14 protein-coding genes, 7 tRNA genes and 3 rRNA genes are annotated in these 18,406 nt (G+C 48.2%); 1 reads left to right on the forward strand and 23 read right to left on the reverse strand.

What is annotated here, in order from left to right; translation table 11 throughout:
* Positions 1–27: 27 nt before the first annotated feature.
* The 11 genes from ACT89M_RS23650 to ACT89M_RS23700 all read right to left on the reverse strand — a co-directional run bounded on the left by ACT89M_RS23650 (position 28) and on the right by ACT89M_RS23700 (position 7,122).
* Positions 28–101, reverse strand: a tRNA-Met gene (locus ACT89M_RS23650).
* 16 nt (positions 102–117) lie between these two features.
* Positions 118–193: transfer RNA gene (locus ACT89M_RS23655), tRNA-Val, on the reverse strand.
* 101 nt (positions 194–294) lie between these two features.
* Positions 295–366: transfer RNA gene (locus ACT89M_RS23660), tRNA-Glu, on the reverse strand.
* Between the two features lie 17 nt (positions 367–383).
* Positions 384–475, reverse strand: a tRNA-Ser gene (locus ACT89M_RS23665).
* 1 nt (position 476) lies between these two features.
* Positions 477–552, reverse strand: a tRNA-Asn gene (locus tag ACT89M_RS23670).
* Between the two features lie 71 nt (positions 553–623).
* Positions 624–3,550 (reverse strand): 23S ribosomal RNA (locus ACT89M_RS23675).
* Between the two features lie 201 nt (positions 3,551–3,751).
* Positions 3,752–3,827: transfer RNA gene (locus tag ACT89M_RS23680), tRNA-Ala, on the reverse strand.
* 22 nt (positions 3,828–3,849) lie between these two features.
* Positions 3,850–3,926: transfer RNA gene (locus ACT89M_RS23685), tRNA-Ile, on the reverse strand.
* Positions 3,927–3,961: 35 nt separating this feature from the next.
* A 5S ribosomal RNA gene (gene rrf / locus ACT89M_RS23690) occupies positions 3,962–4,078 on the reverse strand.
* Positions 4,079–4,177: 99 nt separating this feature from the next.
* Positions 4,178–5,733, reverse strand: a 16S ribosomal RNA gene (locus ACT89M_RS23695).
* The 16S, 23S and 5S rRNA genes sit together here with 7 tRNA genes alongside, the layout of an rRNA operon.
* A gap of 510 nt (positions 5,734–6,243) precedes the next feature.
* Complete coding sequence (locus tag ACT89M_RS23700; protein WP_253491438.1) at positions 6,244–7,122, reverse strand: nucleotidyltransferase-like protein; 879 nt, start codon at positions 7,120–7,122, stop codon at positions 6,244–6,246.
* Between the two features lie 131 nt (positions 7,123–7,253).
* On the opposite strand from ACT89M_RS23700, the gene ACT89M_RS23705 reads away from it, so the two are divergent.
* Complete coding sequence (locus tag ACT89M_RS23705; RefSeq protein ID WP_154891708.1) at positions 7,254–7,631, forward strand: DUF2614 family zinc ribbon-containing protein; 378 nt, start codon at positions 7,254–7,256, stop codon at positions 7,629–7,631.
* Between the two features lie 244 nt (positions 7,632–7,875).
* Here the strand turns inward: ACT89M_RS23705 and ACT89M_RS23710 are convergent, their stop codons facing one another.
* From ACT89M_RS23710 to ACT89M_RS23765, 12 genes are all read right to left on the reverse strand, one after another.
* On the reverse strand, positions 7,876–9,606 hold the full coding sequence (locus ACT89M_RS23710) for a glycosyl hydrolase family 18 protein (RefSeq protein ID WP_154891709.1): 1,731 nt from the start codon (positions 9,604–9,606) through the stop codon (positions 7,876–7,878).
* Between the two features lie 148 nt (positions 9,607–9,754).
* On the reverse strand, positions 9,755–10,180 hold the full coding sequence (perR, locus tag ACT89M_RS23715; protein ID WP_090924521.1) for a peroxide-responsive transcriptional repressor PerR: 426 nt from the start codon (positions 10,178–10,180) through the stop codon (positions 9,755–9,757).
* A 161-nt stretch (positions 10,181–10,341) separates the two neighbouring features.
* Positions 10,342–11,763: a DUF4097 family beta strand repeat-containing protein gene (locus tag ACT89M_RS23720; protein ID WP_154891710.1), complete on the reverse strand. Its 1,422-nt coding sequence runs from the start codon at positions 11,761–11,763 to the stop codon at positions 10,342–10,344.
* Positions 11,764–11,794: 31 nt separating this feature from the next.
* On the reverse strand, positions 11,795–12,334 hold the full coding sequence (locus ACT89M_RS23725) for a hypothetical protein (RefSeq protein WP_154985139.1): 540 nt from the start codon (positions 12,332–12,334) through the stop codon (positions 11,795–11,797).
* A gap of 213 nt (positions 12,335–12,547) precedes the next feature.
* Positions 12,548–13,258 (reverse strand): MgtC/SapB family protein, encoded by a 711-nt coding sequence (locus ACT89M_RS23730; protein ID WP_090924508.1) that lies wholly within the window; start codon positions 13,256–13,258, stop codon positions 12,548–12,550.
* A 33-nt stretch (positions 13,259–13,291) separates the two neighbouring features.
* Positions 13,292–13,759 (reverse strand): GNAT family N-acetyltransferase, encoded by a 468-nt coding sequence (locus ACT89M_RS23735; RefSeq protein WP_154891711.1) that lies wholly within the window; start codon positions 13,757–13,759, stop codon positions 13,292–13,294.
* 133 nt (positions 13,760–13,892) lie between these two features.
* Positions 13,893–15,332, reverse strand: coding sequence for an Asp-tRNA(Asn)/Glu-tRNA(Gln) amidotransferase subunit GatB (gatB, locus tag ACT89M_RS23740; RefSeq protein ID WP_154891712.1), 1,440 nt, complete (start codon positions 15,330–15,332; stop codon positions 13,893–13,895).
* Between the two features lie 26 nt (positions 15,333–15,358).
* Positions 15,359–16,816, reverse strand: coding sequence for an Asp-tRNA(Asn)/Glu-tRNA(Gln) amidotransferase subunit GatA (gene gatA / locus ACT89M_RS23745; protein WP_090924505.1), 1,458 nt, complete (start codon positions 16,814–16,816; stop codon positions 15,359–15,361).
* 27 nt (positions 16,817–16,843) lie between these two features.
* Positions 16,844–17,131 (reverse strand): Asp-tRNA(Asn)/Glu-tRNA(Gln) amidotransferase subunit GatC, encoded by a 288-nt coding sequence (gene gatC / locus ACT89M_RS23750; RefSeq protein ID WP_090924504.1) that lies wholly within the window; start codon positions 17,129–17,131, stop codon positions 16,844–16,846.
* Positions 17,132–17,304: 173 nt separating this feature from the next.
* A complete protein-coding gene (locus ACT89M_RS23755) occupies positions 17,305–17,688 on the reverse strand; it encodes an ATPase (RefSeq protein WP_090924503.1) in 384 nt (127 codons plus the stop codon).
* A gap of 161 nt (positions 17,689–17,849) precedes the next feature.
* On the reverse strand, positions 17,850–18,074 hold the full coding sequence (locus ACT89M_RS23760) for a hypothetical protein (RefSeq protein WP_090924502.1): 225 nt from the start codon (positions 18,072–18,074) through the stop codon (positions 17,850–17,852).
* Positions 18,067–18,405, reverse strand: a complete 339-nt coding sequence (locus ACT89M_RS23765; protein WP_154891713.1) for a YxlC family protein — start codon at positions 18,403–18,405, stop codon at positions 18,067–18,069. Before ACT89M_RS23765 ends, ACT89M_RS23760 begins: the two co-directional genes overlap by 8 nt.
* Position 18,406: the final 1 nt, after the last annotated feature.

The raw sequence follows: 18,406 nt of genomic DNA on the forward strand, positions 1-18,406 counted from the left end.
GATCACTTTCGGTTAGGAAAGTTACAATTGCGGGGGCAGGATTTGAACCTGCGGCCTTCGGGTTATGAGCCCGACGAGCTACCGGGCTGCTCCACCCCGCGTCATTAGAAAATTATATGGTGGAGGCTGAGGGGATCGAACCCCCGACCCTCTGCTTGTAAGGCAGATGCTCTCCCAGCTGAGCTAAGCCTCCGAACAACACATTTATGATCTTACCATAAACTCGATATGAAAATCAACTCTTTTTTTGAAGTGATGAGTTTCTCATCTCAGTTTATAGTTTGAAAATAATAATGACCCGTAGGGGATTCGAACCCCTGTTACCTCCGTGAAAGGGAGGTGTCTTAACCCCTTGACCAACGGGCCTTACTGAAGAAGAATTATGGCGGAGAGAGAGGGATTCGAACCCTCGAGACGCTTGTGACGCCTACACGATTTCCAATCGTGCTCCTTCGGCCAGCTCGGACACCTCTCCATGGCTCCCCGAACAGGACTCGAACCTGTGACAACTCGATTAACAGTCGAGTGCTCTACCAACTGAGCTATCAGGGAATATGTTTCAGAGTTATTGTACTCTGAAAACTAGATTCGAAACGAAACGCACGTGATTCAAAACTTGCATATTGGATAAGCCCTCGACCGATTAGTACTGGTCAGCTCCATGCATTACTGCACTTCCACCCCCAGCCTATCTACCTCGTCGTCTTCAAGGGGTCTTACATACTGGGAAATCTCATCTTGAGGGGGGCTTCACGCTTAGATGCTTTCAGCGCTTATCCCGTCCGTACATAGCTACCCAGCGGTGCTCCTGGCGGAACAACTGGTACACCAGCGGTACGTCCATCCCGGTCCTCTCGTACTAAGGACAGCTCCTCTCAAATTTCCTACGCCCACGACAGATAGGGACCGAACTGTCTCACGACGTTCTGAACCCAGCTCGCGTACCGCTTTAATGGGCGAACAGCCCAACCCTTGGGACCTACTTCAGCCCCAGGATGCGATGAGCCGACATCGAGGTGCCAAACCTCCCCGTCGATGTGGACTCTTGGGGGAGATAAGCCTGTTATCCCCAGGGTAGCTTTTATCCGTTGAGCGATGGCCCTTCCATGCGGTACCACCGGATCACTAAGCCCGACTTTCGTCCCTGCTCGACTTGTAGGTCTCGCAGTCAAGCTCCCTTATGCCTTTGCACTCTTCGAATGATTTCCAACCATTCTGAGGGAACCTTTGGGCGCCTCCGTTACTCTTTAGGAGGCGACCGCCCCAGTCAAACTGCCCACCTGACACTGTCCCCGCACCGGTTTACGGTACCAGGTTAGAACCTAGATACGATCAGGGTGGTATCCCAACGGTGCCTCCACGCAAGCTGGCGCTCACGCTTCAAAGGCTCCCACCTATCCTGTACAGATCGTACCCAAATTCAATATCAAGCTGCAGTAAAGCTCCATGGGGTCTTTCCGTCTTGTCGCGGGTAACCTGCATCTTCACAGGTATTAAAATTTCACCGGATCTCTCGTTGAGACAGCGCCCAAGTCGTTACGCCATTCGTGCGGGTCAGAATTTACCTGACAAGGAATTTCGCTACCTTAGGACCGTTATAGTTACGGCCGCCGTTTACTGGGGCTTCGGTTCACAGCTTCGGGATTACTCCCTAACCACTCCCCTTAACCTTCCAGCACCGGGCAGGCGTCAGCCCGTATACTTCGCCTTACGGCTTCGCACAGACCTGTGTTTTTGCTAAACAGTCGCTTGGGCCTTTTCACTGCGGCCCCCTCGTGCTATTCACACTACCGGGGCACCCCTTCTCCCGAAGTTACGGGGTCATTTTGCCGAGTTCCTTAACGAGAGTTCTTCCGCGCGCCTTAGAATTCTCTTCTCGCCTACCTGTGTCGGTTTGCGGTACGGGCACCTTCATCTGGCTAGAGGCTTTTCTTGGCAGTGTGAGATCATGACCTTCGCTACTGTAATTTTCACTCCCCATCACAGCTCAGCCTTACGGTTAGCGGATTTGCCTACTAACCAGCCTCACTGCTTGGACAGGCATCCATCAGCCTGCGTCACTACCCTACTGCGTCCCCCCATCGCTCGTAACGATTTACGGTGGTACAGGAATTTCGACCTGTTGTCCTTCGACTACGCCTTTCGGCCTCGCCTTAGGTCCCGACTTACCCTGAGCGGACGAGCCTTCCTCAGGAACCCTTAGGCTTTCGGCGGATCAGATTCTCACTGATCTTTTCGTTACTCATACCGGCATTCTCACTTGTATAATGTCCAGCGCTCCTTACGGTACACCTTCAACCCTTATACAACGCTCCCCTACCCCTGATGCAAGCATCAAGCCATAGCTTCGGTGGTGTGTTTAGCCCCGTTACATTTTCGGCGCAGAGTCACTCGACCAGTGAGCTATTACGCACTCTTTCAATGGTGGCTGCTTCTAAGCCAACATCCTGGTTGTCTGTGCAACTCCACATCCTTTCCCACTTAACACACACTTGGGGACCTTAGCTGATGGTCTGGGCTGTTTCCCTTTTGACAATGGATCTTAGCACTCACTGTCTGACTCCCGGAAGTAAGTCTATGGCATTCGGAGTTTGACTGAGCTTGGTAACCCTTGCGGGCCCCGCACCCAATCAGTGCTCTACCTCCACGACTCTGTTTTCCGAGGCTAGCCCTAAAGCTATTTCGGGGAGAACCAGCTATCTCCGAGTTCGATTGGAATTTCTCCGCTACCCCCACCTCATCCCCGCATTTTTCAACATGCGTGGGTTCGGGCCTCCAGTGCGTGTTACCGCACCTTCACCCTGGACAGGGGTAGATCACCCGGTTTCGGGTCTACGTCCACGTACTCATTCGCCCTATTCAGACTCGCTTTCGCTGCGGCTCCGGCTCTTCACCTTAACCTTGCACGGGAACGTAACTCGCCGGTTCATTCTACAAAAGGCACGCCATCACCCCTAAAACGGGCTCTGACTTTTTGTAAGCACACGGTTTCAGGTTCTATTTCACTCCCCTTCCGGGGTGCTTTTCACCTTTCCCTCACGGTACTGCTTCACTATCGGTCGCTAGGAAGTATTTAGCCTTGGCAGATGGTCCTGCCGGATTCATACGGGGTTTCACGTGCCCCGCACTACTCGGGATCCGTCTCGGAGGGAACAGACTTTCAATTACAGGGCTTTTACCTTCTTTGGCGGGCCTTTCCAGACCTCTTCGCTTAACCGGTTCCTTTGTAACTCCATGTGAGACGTCCCACAACCCCAAAGAGCAAGCTCCTTGGTTTGGGCTTCTCCGCGTTCGCTCGCCGCTACTGACGGAATCACTATTGTTTTCTCTTCCTCAGGGTACTTAGATGTTTCAGTTCCCCTGGTATGCCTCTACTTGCCCTATGTATTCAGACAAGAGTAACTGGAAATTACCCCAGCTGGGTTTCCCCATTCGGACATCCCCGGATCAAAGCTTGCTTACAGCTCCCCGAGGCAGTTTCGTTGTTCGCCACGTCCTTCATCGGCTCCTAGCGCCTAGGCATCCTCCGTGTGCTCTTAGTAGCTTAACCATTGCGCTCGTGTTCGAGCTGTCACTCCCCTTGTTTTGCTTGCGCAAAGCCAAAAGTCGTTCCATTTCGATCACTCGCTCCAGCAATCTACCGTTTTTATTGAAACTTGTTATACACAAGTTCAGCTAAAAAGGAATGTTCTAATTCGCGTTTGTTTCGTTTCGATATCTAGTTTTCAAAGAACAAGCTTGTAAATCTTGTTGGTGGAGCCAAGCGGGATCGAACCGCTGACCTCCTGCTTGCAAGGCAGGCGCTCTCCCAGCTGAGCTATGGCCCCATACATTATTTAGATGTTAAAATGGTGGGCCCTGGTGGACTCGAACCACCGGCCTCACCCTTATCAGAGGTGCGCTCTAACCAACTGAGCTAAGGGCCCACATTTATATAAGTTTTGAACCCATAATGGGTTACGCTTGGCGGCGTTCTACTCTCCCAGGACCCTGCGGTCCAAGTACCATCGACGCTGAAGGGCTTAACGGTCGTGTTCGGGATGGGAACGTGTGGAACCCCTTCGCTATCGCCACCAAACGTTTGAGAGTTTGAGCTCTCAAAACTGAGCAACGAGTGAGTGGTTTGCAGCTGAGCTGCATATTTGAATGTTTCCACGCGGGAAACGATTCTCCATAGAAAGGAGGTGATCCAGCCGCACCTTCCGATACGGCTACCTTGTTACGACTTCACCCCAATCATCTATCCCACCTTCGGCGGCTGGCTCCTTGCGGTTACCCCACCGACTTCGGGTGTTATAAACTCTCGTGGTGTGACGGGCGGTGTGTACAAGACCCGGGAACGTATTCACCGCGGCATGCTGATCCGCGATTACTAGCAATTCCGACTTCATGCAGGCGAGTTGCAGCCTGCAATCCGAACTGAGACCGGCTTTGTTGGGATTGGCTCCATCTCGCGATTTCGCAGCCCGTTGTACCGGCCATTGTAGTACGTGTGTAGCCCAGGTCATAAGGGGCATGATGATTTGACGTCATCCCCACCTTCCTCCGGTTTGTCACCGGCAGTCTATCTAGAGTGCCCATCCGAAATGCTGGCAACTAAATATAAGGGTTGCGCTCGTTGCGGGACTTAACCCAACATCTCACGACACGAGCTGACGACAACCATGCACCACCTGTCTCAACTTTCCCCGAAGGGCACCTAACGCATCTCTGCCTCGTTAGTTGGATGTCAAGACCTGGTAAGGTTCTTCGCGTTGCTTCGAATTAAACCACATACTCCACTGCTTGTGCGGGTCCCCGTCAATTCCTTTGAGTTTCAGTCTTGCGACCGTACTCCCCAGGCGGAGTGCTTAATGTGTTAACTTCGGCACCAAGGGTATCGAAACCCCTAACACCTAGCACTCATCGTTTACGGCGTGGACTACCAGGGTATCTAATCCTGTTTGCTCCCCACGCTTTCGCGCCTCAGCGTCAGTTACAGCCCAGAGAGTCGCCTTCGCCACTGGTGTTCCTCCACATCTCTACGCATTTCACCGCTACACGTGGAATTCCACTCTCCTCTTCTGCACTCAAGTCACACAGTTTCCAGTGCGATCCGGGGTTGAGCCCCGGGATTAAACACCAGACTTACATGACCGCCTGCGCGCGCTTTACGCCCAATAATTCCGGACAACGCTTGCCCCCTACGTATTACCGCGGCTGCTGGCACGTAGTTAGCCGGGGCTTTCTTCTCAGGTACCGTCACCTTGAGAGCAGTTACTCTCCCAAGCGTTCTTCCCTGGCAACAGAGCTTTACGATCCGAAAACCTTCATCACTCACGCGGCATTGCTCCGTCAGGCTTTCGCCCATTGCGGAAGATTCCCTACTGCTGCCTCCCGTAGGAGTCTGGGCCGTGTCTCAGTCCCAGTGTGGCCGATCACCCTCTCAGGTCGGCTACGCATCGTCGCCTTGGTGAGCCGTTACCTCACCAACTAGCTAATGCGCCGCAGGCCCATCCCCAAGTGACAGATTGCTCCGTCTTTCCAGTTCTCTTCAGGCGAAGAAAACAAGTATTCGGTATTAGCTACCGTTTCCGGTAGTTGTCCCAAGCTTGAGGGCAGGTTGCCTACGTGTTACTCACCCGTCCGCCGCTAACCATCAGAGAAGCAAGCTTCTCTTCAAGTCCGCTCGACTTGCATGTATTAGGCATGCCGCCAGCGTTCGTCCTGAGCCAGGATCAAACTCTCCAATAAAGATGAATTTCGTCAGCGTCGTTAAACGCGGTGAAACTCATCGGGGTATTGAAAAGAGCGATAAGCTCATTTTGAATCTGACGAGATTAAACATCTCATTTATGTTCCAGTTTCCATACAGCCAGATGGCATGTACCAAAAACCTTCACGTCATTCTGCAAACAGAATGTTTACTCACTCGTTGTTCAGTTTTCAAAGATCAAACACGATTGTTTTACTTACTTTCTCGTCCTCACCAAGTTTCGGCGGCGACTTGAATAATGTAACACATTTCGTTTGTTTTCGTCAAGAACTTTTTTTGAATTTCTTTTCTAACACTTTATGTTCTTCACTTTTCCTCAACTGAATTTGTCATTTTATGATGATTTACTCATTTGGGGAACGAAATATAATGTACCATAATCTCCAGATCAGAGTCAACACCTAAACATATAAATTATTAAACAAACAAAAAAGGAAGGTTCCCCCTCCTTTATAAACCATTTCACATTATCTCATTGATAGAATCAATCAACTCTCGATCCAATAGCGAATTTCCCGGCCTTCCCCTTCTAGTGAGGGCCATCCAGCTGATTCTTTAACTATAGAACGAAACACAAGTTTTCGAAGTACCAACGGCAGGTCCTTGCGAACAAATCTTAATTGAGGATGATGAACCAGTTCATTAATACTCCATGGCTCTTTTCGGCTTCTAATCACACGGAGCAGAAGTTCAGAGCATTCTCCCATTTTCGACATGACAGAAAACTCACAAGCGAGCAATACAAGCTCCACGCGCTGTTCCAAAGTCTCAGAACTTACCGTCAGTTCCTGATACAGCTTCCATAATGCACGATCTAATTGCTGCACATGAGTCCAGACGGCATGATCAGGGTAGATGCCCTGTTCAATAAGCACGATCCTTGCCCAGCTGCCCAGTGCCTCCAATGCATTGTAATAGGCATCCACAACATGCCCCTGCTGGATATGACGCTTCGCCTCAACGTACATCCTCAGAAAACTGGTAAACTCGTGAAACAGTTTTTGCTCACGCAACTCGTTCCCGAACGAAGATAACTCTTCTCTCAAATCGCTAATCTGGTTGCCCGTTTCCCAGATAATCTCCCCTTCAATCAGGCATTGCATGAGATTATCATGTTCTCCCGTAACCGCAGTAATCTGTAAATCAGACTGGCTTACATAGATCAACTGATAACGAAGATCTCCGTATCTGTAATGTTCGACCGTTGACATCGATTGATCTGTGTTATGCACGATCAGTACCATCAAGTCAAAATCCTGGATCAGGGAGCCGTGGAATCGCTCTCCCGGGTGGGAATAAGCGATAGCCCCAACTGCCCCTGTCTCTTCCGACTGCTCGGACAAAAAAGCAAGGTTCTTTAATTCCACGATTCCCTCCATACAATTTATACAATTCATGGCAGTTTAGCGCCAAGTCAGTTATAATGTAATTCGACATGATATACAATGTTTCCTTCTTTTTCAGGTCCGATACTACTCATACGATAGGAGCATTTTTTATGATTTTTAAATCAGCAAAAATTAATGCTTTTCGCACTTGGGGATTGCTGTTAACCATGCTAGGAATGGGCCTAATGATACTCGGCACAGCCGGAATTGTGTTCTGGGGACATGCCGGAAAGGTCATCGCAGCGGTCGGCCTTGTGATCGGGCTTGTTGCCATGCTGGGCAGTTTGATCATTTATTTCTGGGCAGGCATGCTCTCAACCAGTGCTGTGCAGGTCGATTGTCCAGAATGCGGCAAGTTAACGAAGATGCTGGGTAAAACAGATCGTTGCATGTTCTGTCATACGATTCTGACGATGGACCCGAACAAAGCCACTACAATGAGTCCGCCTGTGGAACCAACCACTCCACCAGCCGCGCCTTCCAAGTAACTCACAAGCGCCGGGAAATCCCATTAATGCATTTTGTCCATAAACCTTCAAACCGTGCACTCTTAAACACTGTACTCAACCTACAAGGTGGATACACGGTACCAGCGCGGTTTGTAGCGCATAGTTGCAGCTGTACCTGTTGTTCACACGTTCTGAAACGGTAGTCGTCCCAACAAAAAGACCCGGTATCTTTACCGGGTCTTTTTTGATATGGCACATGAAAATGATGAGTTCGATTTATAATTCATTTGGAATAACCAGCCTCTTTGAGTGTTTCCCATGCTGTTGCATTAGCAAAGCTTCTATTCCATGCAGCTACTCCGCCCAGTTTCAACGAAGAAATAAGATCTACCCTTGCTTGCAAGGATACTGCATCTTCGATCCAGATTTTTTTGACAGCGCCATCTTCCTTATACTCTACATAGTTTTGTCCGCTTGCTTGATCCAGAACAGGCTTGAGTTTCTTCTCTTTAATTAACTCCTGCACGGAATTCATACCTACCGCTTTGGAGGAAACTTTGATCTCTCCCTGCTCATTCGCTTTTTCTGTCCAAATCCGAGTATATAGAGGAACGGCCATAATCAGCTTGTCCGAAGGCACTTCATCTTCTTCCAGTATGCGGCGCATCGAGGATTCGGTCCATGGCAGGGAGGCGACGGAACCTGCTTTCGGACTGGCTGCCCAGTGCTCGTCATACGCCATCACGACAATATAATCGGCAAAAGCTCCTAATCCACGACGATCCAAAAACGCAGACCACATTTCACTATTTGATTTTGGCGTAACATCCACCGATAACATCAGGCCGTGAATACGAGCCATCGCCTTCATTTCACGTACAAATTGGGTAACATTCGCTCCATCTTTGGTATACACGTTTTCAAAGTCGATATTAATACCATCCAGCCGGAACGTTTTAGCATAGTCCAGCATTTGTTCAATGATGTGTGTACGTTTGGCGTAGGTAGACAGTGCCTCCTTCGTGATGTCCGGATCGAAACTGTTATCCATCAATCCCCATACTTCCATCCCTGAACGCTTGGCCCAGTTCACATAGGCTTGATCTCCTTTGCTTTTCACTGAGCCATTGCCATCCGTAATATGGAACCATGTCGGGCTCACTACGTTTACCCCAGGCATCTTGCCAATGGAGCCCACGTCAGGTTGACGATTGTAGACAGCCTCCCATACCAGATTCACCGGTTTGTTTTTCCACTTTTTCTCCGCCGCAGTGGGTGTAAACTTCGGCGTGTCCAGCGTCTTTTTCTCACCTAGAACAAGATGATCATTATCTACATAACCGGCATAACCGTTATCCATCTGCACAAAGCTCTGATCTGTTCCCGTCTGCCACACCCGCACTCTTACATTCTGCTTCATATCCGTGAGAATGGGGGACGACTCTTCTCCGCTCTTATACAGAGGAACGGTCTGATCTTCTTTGGATGACAACGTATCAATCGTTGCATATTGGATCGTATCTCCACCGCGCATCAAAATAACGGCTCCTGTTGTCGGATCTTCCTGAACGGTCAGCCCGTACACCTCCTTCAACGGTTGAAGGGGAATATACGCCTCATTAGACTTTACCTCCGGCTTTACTTTCAGCGGATAATTTTGATGATTCAGTTCAGCCTGGGTACTGCCCTCTTTCATATGCAACACTCTCTGCGGAGAAGCGATAATGATATCCCCCGAGTCAGGTTCGTATCGTATTCCCGGATCTACCGTTTCTTGCAACACCTTCACGGGCAGTTTAAGCTGACCACCTGTGCCGGAAGCTTCCTCATCCATAAGCTGTCCATCTACAAAAATAGGCTGATTTCTCCCGAGCCAATCCGGGTCCTCATAGACCTTATTCAACCATACGCTGGTAATAAGCCAATAGGCACCACCTGCCACCAAACATGCACCAAGTAACCCTGGCCAAAATGAACGTCGTTTACGACGTGTATATTTGCTTTTTCTACCCAAACGACTACCTCCGTTAATTCCATAGATGATGGTAAACATCCCAAAAATCATGGATATATTCACATGGATGTTTTTCTCAGAACTCTGTATAAATAAAAAACGTGAAGAATCCATACTGAATTCCACACGTTAATATTGTAAATCATCTCTATTGATGCCTGCAACTTTTGCACACACCATATACTTCCAATCGGTGACCATGTACCTCAAATCCGGTGCTTGACTCAGCCTGAAGCTCCACACTCTTTAACGATGGATAACTGAAGTCTTCAATCTTGCCACACTGGTCGCATATCACATGATAATGATCCGTTACATTGGCATCAAAACGGCTTGAATTATCTCCGTAAGTCAGTTCCCGAACCATACCGGCTTCCAGAAACATTTTCAAATTGTTATATACGGTCGCCACGCTCATACTAGGGAATTGGGGTTCAAGTGCCTTATAAATCTCATCGGCTGTCGGATGCCCCATCGATTCCATCAGATAATTTAATATGGCATGACGCTGGGGTGTAATACGGACACCGGTCGTTTTGAGCTGCTCCAACGCATGTTGGACACGTGTTGCCATAAAGCCCACCGCCTTACCTTTCATTCTCTGTTTGAAAAAATAACTGAATCTTCATCCTCATACAGAGTATAATTTCCCGGCTGTACACAACGACAAACGCTATTTCACGTCATGTAACCTTGCCAGTGTACATTTATTGTACGGCGATTGCAAGTTTATTGTCAACGCGGCGATGCAGGAACTTCGGTCGTATCCTCTTGGGAATTCTGACCTTCACCTGTCGTCTGCTGTCCTTCCCCATTTGTTTCCACAGACTCTTGCAATATGGATTCCGGTGTAGAAACTGCCGGATTACGTTCTACCGTCAGATCACTATTACCTTCAATTTTGATTCTGTATTCTCCCTCACCCAGTTGTCCTTCGATCGTTTTGTTTTTGACGTTGAACGGCATATCCGTCTTCAAATCACCGTAACTGCTGGAGCCCGACAGACTATAATCACCACGTTCAGGGATCACAACGTTAATGGCTCCCACTGCACTATATACATCCCAATCTCCACCGACTTTAGCGGAAACAATGTTAATACTGCCATTCAGGGACTGAGCTTTCACGCCCAGATTAGCACCATCCAGTGTAATATTGCCATTCCGGGTTTCAGCTGAAAACTCGCCAAAAGAGTCTGTAATGCTGACATTTCCCACTTGCGTGGTTAAATCTACATCTCCCGAAACACCGCGTGCTTTCATATCGCCACGGTTGCTATCCATGTCCACGTTGCCTATAGCGTTCGCTACGATTACGTCCCCGTTGAGCGTTTTCCCCGAGATATCGCCAACCGCATTCGTAATCCGAATTCGTCCATTGCCTGTCTCGGCAAGAATGGTCTTGATGGCTTCAGGACGGTTTAACAAAATGGCACCATTCGATGTGCGGATATCCAGATTGAAACGGCGGTCGTCTGGAATGGTGATCGTCATATTCATGCGTGGTTGCGTTTTTTCATTTTCACCATACGCCTTACCTGTCGCTTTAATATGAATGACCTTATCCCCTTCCGCTTCTACAAAAGAAGCCGCGGCTACTGCCTTGGCCTGGACTTCAGATGCTTGGTCGATCCAGACAACGGTATTCACTTTAATCTCATCCGTATCTCCCCGCTGGATTGTTATATCTCCGTTCACACCTTCGACCACGATATCCGAAGTATCCATACGGACAGGAACTCCGATCGTGACCTTATCTTCCTTATAACCTGCAGCCTGACTGTAGTCCATTGAGGCAGCTCCCAGATTAAGACTGACGCGGTTCCACAGATGCATGTAGTGATCTTGTTCTGTCACAATAAATACAGAAGCGGTTAGAATCAAAGAGGCCAGAATGCCTTTGGCATCCGGTCTAAAACGTGCTTTTGGGCGCTCATCGGGCGTGGACAAACGATCTAAATCTCGTTTACTTCTCATGCGTGTGCACAGGAACAATACAATCCATTCCACACCCAGAGCCACAAGCAAAAATGGCCACCAATCCACGAATTCGTAGAGGTAGTCTGTGCCCCACTGTTTATCCATTATGAGCAGTACACCAACAGTAGCTATTAGAGCAGCAGCCGTAAAACGTCCTACCCTGATTTTGCGGTTCATTCTTTTCCCTCCTTCCGTCCACATCCGTACCCTATAATTTCTTCTTACGCAACATAACCCAAAATTCCCGGCCGAATAGCAATAAGCCGCCTACGATCAACAGAATAGCAAAAGAATATCCGCCATACATAGCAATCAGATCTTGAAACCAGCGTGGTTTACGGAAGAATAGCACCATCAGTGAACCTCCCACAATTAACAGAAGGCCAAACGAAATGCCACGTTCCCACACCATCATTCGATCCCGCTCAGATCGTTCGCCAACTAGCCGCTTGTCCATATTGCCTTGCGTTACAGCCCGTCGCCTGCGCAGCATAACCCAATCAGCTGATTGCAATACGTCATATACGTTGTAGAAATAAATCACCGGAATACAAAGAGCCAGCAAGATCAGTAGAGGTACATTGATCTGTATGCCGATGGACGAGAAGTATAACAGAGCGGACAAATCAAGCAAAACAAGCAAAATAAAAGTCAATCCGCGCATGTACAGACGTAAATAAATATGTCCCAAGCCCGGAACAATCGCACTTAAAAGCCCCGCAATAAACTTATGTGTTTTATTCCGCACCTTCTTGGGTTTCCTAGTCTTTCCTCTTCTTGCGCGATCTATATGACCCTTCCCCTTCTTCATAACATGCTCCTTTCTCCAAAAAATGACCGTTACCTCTCATCATGCATTTGGTTAGATAGTACCCTAAAGCGCCTGAAGAGTAACTGGAATAAAAATGGATATTAAGAAAAACCCTCTGCGATGCCAGCGCTCAGAGGGTTAAGAATTCCTTTATTCAATCGACACTTTGGTCATGTGTTCCCACTGTCTTAACTTGGAGACAATCTGTATTGTCTTAAAGTCATGCGGCACTTGCACATGCAGTACAATTTCTATTTTCCGCTCAACGGATACAACTTCTGCAAAAGCCAAATCTGGTTCATTCACGGTAATCTTACGAACTCTGATCTTTTCCTGTTCCATAAAAGACGAGACCTTCTCTAATGTCCCTGGTTCGGACAAGGTATGAAGGGTAATGACATGCAGCTTATTGCCGCGCAAATACCTCAGCTCTAATTTGTTAAAAACCCAAAGATTTAAGAGTACCAGCACGGTGGAAACGATGGAGGCAAAAAAGAAGCCAGCCCCTGAGGCAAGACCTATCGCGGCAACCACCCATATCGACGCTGCGGTTGTGAGTCCCGTTATGGACTTACCTGTGAAAAGAATCGTACCTGCTCCTAAGAAACCGACACCGGTGATTACTGCTGTAGCCAGACGCGCAGGATCAATCCGCACGTTTAATTCATGTGCAAAATCTTTAAAACCATAAATAGACAGCATCATAATCAGCGCCGATCCAAGACAAACCAAAATATGAGTTCGTAGTCCAGCAGCATGATTGGAACGTTCACGTTCCAGACCGACGAGTCCACCAAGCAGCATTGCCAGCAATAAACGAAGCAAAATATGCCATTCATCAATAAACCAAGGATTGCTCAACGTTCTAGTTCCTCCTCTAAGTTGTTCACATGCTTAAAGCTTATTCTTATGAAATGTCGTTAATTCCACTCCAGGTGCGATCTCTGCAGCATCGACAGGTTTAAATCCAAACTTCATATATAGATTCACCGCTGCTGTATTCAGCGTTCCTGTGCATACGATATAACGTGGCAGATCGGGATGTTGTTCGAAGACATGCTTCATTAATGAAGCGGCAATCCCTTTGCGAAAGTGGCTGGGATGTACCATCATACGTGTGATGGTTAGTGTGTCCCGTTCTTCCTCCATCACAGCCACTGCGCCAAGCAACTCTCCATCCTGCTTATCAACACATCCGTAAAATGTTTCCCCGCAGTTCTGTAATGTTTCCACCGTATCAAGCAAAGGTGGAATGTCTTGAAATCCGATAATCTTTGCTTCCAATCGGTAAGCCATATGTTGCAACCTCCACAATTGGGCCAACATATCTTCATCACGTAGTGACAATGTTTGAATGCTCATGGTTAAGCAACTCCTCCGTATCAGACTTCATTAGCCGTTAAAACCTAAATAACACGGTGCGTCAGAATTCTTAATACCAAAAAAGAGGCTGTCACAGGGACGAGCCTCTTTCTGTCCGACCTCACTGGAAGGATTAGCGGTTCAATACATCTGCGAGCAGTTGATTAGCAAGGGCCGGATTCGCCTTGCCTTTACTTTCTTTCATAACCTGACCTACGAGGAAACCGATGGCCTTTTGTTTGCCAGCCTTGTAATCCTCGACAGATTGCGGATTGTTTGCAACGACCTGCTCAACAATGGCGAGGATCGCGCCTTCGTCACTGATTTGCACGAGTCCTTTTTCTTCAACGATCTGTTGTGGAAGCTTGCCACTCTCCAGCATTTCCTTAAATACCGTTTTAGCAATTTTGCTGTTGATGGTGCCTTTCTCCAGCAATCCGATCATCTCACCGAGTCCTTGCCCCGTTAGCGGAACTTGCGTTACCTCAAGGTTATTGGTGTTAAGATAACCAAGCAGGTCACCCATAATCCAGTTGGAAACGGATTTGGCATCCTGGGTATATTTCAGACTGTCTTCAAACAGGTCTGCAATCGCTTTGGAAGAGGTGATAACCTCGGCATCATAACTAGGCAGACTGTAATCCGCAGTGTACCGGGCTTTACGCTGATCCGGCAGTTCAGGAATGGAAGCTCTGATGCGTTCCTTCCATTCGGCATCAATATGCAGTTTTACCAGATCCGGGTCTGGGAAGTAACGATAGTCATGCGCTTGCTCTTTGCCACGCATCGACAAGGTTTTGCCCTGAGCTTCATCCCAGCGGCGTGTCTCTTGAACAACTTCTCCGCCGTCATCGAGAATCTCGGCTTGACGATACTGTTCATATTCCAGACCGCGCTGTACACCACGGAAGGAGTTCATATTTTTTAGCTCCGCCCGAGTGCCCAGTTTCTCCTGACCATGTGGACGCAAGCTGATGTTGGCATCACAACGAAGTGACCCCTCTTCCATCTTCACATCAGAAACATCACAGTACTGCATGATCGCACGAAGTTTTTCCAAATACGCACGCGCTTCTTCGGGAGAAGAAATCTCGGGTTCGGATACAATCTCGACCAGAGGAGTTCCGACACGGTTAAAGTCCACAAGTGAGGCATAACCACCATCTACGTGTGTGAGCTTTCCTGCATCCTCTTCCAGATGCAGACGCGTGATACCGATCCGTTTCGTTTCTCCGTTGACTTCGATATCAATCCAGCCATTCTCACCAATCGGCTGATCAAATTGTGAAATCTGATACGCTTTAGGTGAATCCGGGTAGAAGTAGTTTTTACGGTCAAACTTGCTGACATCGGCGATTGTGCAGTTGAGAGCCATTGCGGCTTTCATCGCATAGTCAACGGCCTGACGGTTCAGCACAGGCAATACGCCCGGGTGTCCGAGACAGACCGGACAGGTGTGTGTATTAGGCGGAGCTCCAAAAGCAGTAGAGCAGCCACAGAAAATTTTGGAGTTGGTATGCAACTCCACGTGGACTTCGAGTCCAACGACCGTTTCATATTTAGATGCGGACATTTCTAATTACCTCCGTTCCGGGCAGTCTACAGCTGCGGACGCTGCTTGTGGAATGCTGTATTTTGTTCATACGCATGCGCTACGCGCAGTACGGTTGTTTCATCAAAAGCTTTACCGATAATCTGCAAACCAACAGGTAAACCATCTGCGAATCCGCAAGGAATGCTGACCGCAGGAACACCCGCCAAGCTGACTGGAATGGTCAGAATATCGTTCAGATACATCGTAAGCGGATTGTCTACCTGAGACCCCATCTTAAATGCCGTTGTAGGTGCAGTAGGTCCGATAATCACGTCATACTTGGCAAAAACATCATCGAAGTCCTGTTTGATCAATGTACGTACTTTCTGAGCTTTCAAATAATACGCATCATAGTAACCGGAGCTAAGTGCATAGGTTCCGAGCATAATACGCCGTTTTACTTCCGGACCAAAGCCCTGACTTCTGGACTGGTGGTACAGATCCAGCAAATTCTCCGGATTGTCCGCACGTACACCGTAACGTACACCGTCAAAACGAGCCAAGTTGGAAGAAGCTTCAGAAGAAGCAAGCAGGTAATAGGTAGCTACTGCATATTCGGTATGCGGCAGAGACACTTCTTCCCATGTCGCTCCAAGGCCTTCCAGCACATTCAGTGCGGCAAGAACTTTCTCTTTTACTTGCGGGTCAACGCCTTCACCGATGTACTCCTTCGGTACGGCAATACGCAATCCCTTGACATCACCTGTCAGTCCGCTCAAATAATCCGGGATATCCACCTTGGCAGATGTCGAATCTTTGGCATCATAACCGGCAATGGCTTGCAATACATAAGCAGAATCTTCTACATTTTTGGTCAAAGGACCGATTTGGTCGAGGGATGACGCAAAGGCCACCAAGCCAAAACGGGAAACCAGTCCATAAGTAGGCTTTAAACCGACAATCCCGCAATAGGAAGCAGGCTGACGAATCGAACCTCCCGTGTCTGATCCAAGTGTGAAGTACGCTTCTCCGGCAGCAACCGCTGCAGCAGAACCACCTGAGGAACCACCCGGAACACGATCAAGTGCCCATGGATTATGCACAGGTGAGAAGCTGGAGTTCTCGTTGGAACCACCCATGGCAAATTCGTCCATATTCAGTTTACCCAAGGTTACGGTATCCGCTGCTTTGAGCTTCTCGACAACGGTTGCATCATACACCGGGTCGAAATTACGAAGGAACTGACTTCCGCAAGTCGTACGCAGTCCGTTCGTCACGATATTATCTTTGATACCAACCGGTAAGCCAAACAGCAAACCTTTCTCTTCACCACTGACAAGTCGGTCATCGAGCTGACGAGCGCGTGCGCGTGCGTTCTCCTCGTCCAGTGTCAAATAAGCCTTCACTTTGTCGTCATGCGCGCCGATAGTCTGATACGCCTGATCCACCAGATCACTGACCGATAGTTCTTTGGCGTGCAGCTTGTTATGTAACTCAGGCAACGATTGTTCAAATAAACTCACAGTGCTTGTCCTCCTTCCAATTATCCGTTATTCCATCACAGCAGGCACTTTAAACTGCCCGTCTTCTTCATCTGGTGCGTTGTGCATCACCTGTTCTATGGACAGGCTTTCCTTGGTTTCATCCTCACGCATCACGTTGCTGACATGCAAAACGTGGGTTGTTGGCTCAATATTGTCCGTGTCCAGCTCGTTCAGCTTCTCTGCATATTTTAAGATCGCGTTCAGTTGACCTGTCAGCGTCTGTTCTTCTTCAGCAGTTAGATTGAGCCGAGCCAGCTTGGCCACATGCTGAACGTCATTGTTCGAAATACTCATTACCGGATGCCTCCTTCAATCGTTCTTTGCCTGAGACAAACCTGCAAACGAAGCGTTCGTTTAACGGGCTAAAGTCCCAAGATAACTTTTCTCATTATAGGTGAGTTAGTTCGACAATTCAATGCAAATGCAAAAAAGGAGCCGGCATTAGCCGACTCCTGAAATACTAGTCCTTAAATCCATGCACGCAGATTAACCTGCTTTATAAAATCCGCCTGAGACATTACATCAATCGCGGTTTCTTCTTCCTCTTCCACAGCTTGAGGCTCCCCGTTCATCAGTTGATGAAACAGCTTCTCATTATGTGTCGCAAGGGCGTAATCTATCAACGCTTCTCGCTCGACCCGCTCAGCTTCCTGCTTCAGCAGAACCTCTTCCAGATCGATGTCACCGGATGGAACAAAAAAGTTCCGATTAACCAGCGGCACTCGAAGCACGTAATCGAACGCATTGTCCGGATTCCGGTCATAAGCGATGATGTATCCATATTCCCCCACAGGAAGATTCTGCTCAAACGCATCCGCGACGATGACAACTTTCTCTCCTAATCGTAGCATCGCCTAACCTCCTGGTAGTCTATCATTCATATTTATTTGTATAGTCTACTAGAAAAGAATAACGATGTCTAGGAATACTAGATTTAAACAACATATTTGTGCAAAATCTTTTGGGGTTTTCCTCATGACAACCCCGATCGTTCCCATATCATCTGTTATGTTCACTTCTTGCTGTGTCGTTTCATGTCTGTACGAATGACAACTAACCAGTAAATTAACAGTGGACCTGGAACACTAGTAATGCCCCACAATCCCCATAACCAAGGAAAACGACCTCGTTTACGTGCGTCCAGAAAAATCCAAGTTCCTTGAAACAACAACAGAAGCGCAAGGAATACAAGCAAAACCGGAGGAATCTCTGCTAACGAATAATGCAATCTATTCATGATGCATCGTCTCCTTCCGTTGCCGGACCAACCATAATGCAGCTGCTATAACTGCAATGACTGTGCCCAGAACTTGTATACCCAAATACACGGCAGGAGAAGAAACAAACAACAACGTCGCCAGTGTAATTACCATCAACGCGACAAGCCAGAAACAGATGATCTCAACCAGATTGGCTCTGCGCTTGATACGTCTTTGTTCCCTTACACGGGATTCGAGTGTTGCCAAGGATGGAATATCAGCAGGTTCACAGACATCATCCAGTGCTTTCATAGACTGTTGTAATCGCTGTACGATTTCCTGTTCCTGTGATTCATTCGATCTGCTCATG

This window comes from Paenibacillus sp. NN59 (assembly GCF_057597225.1).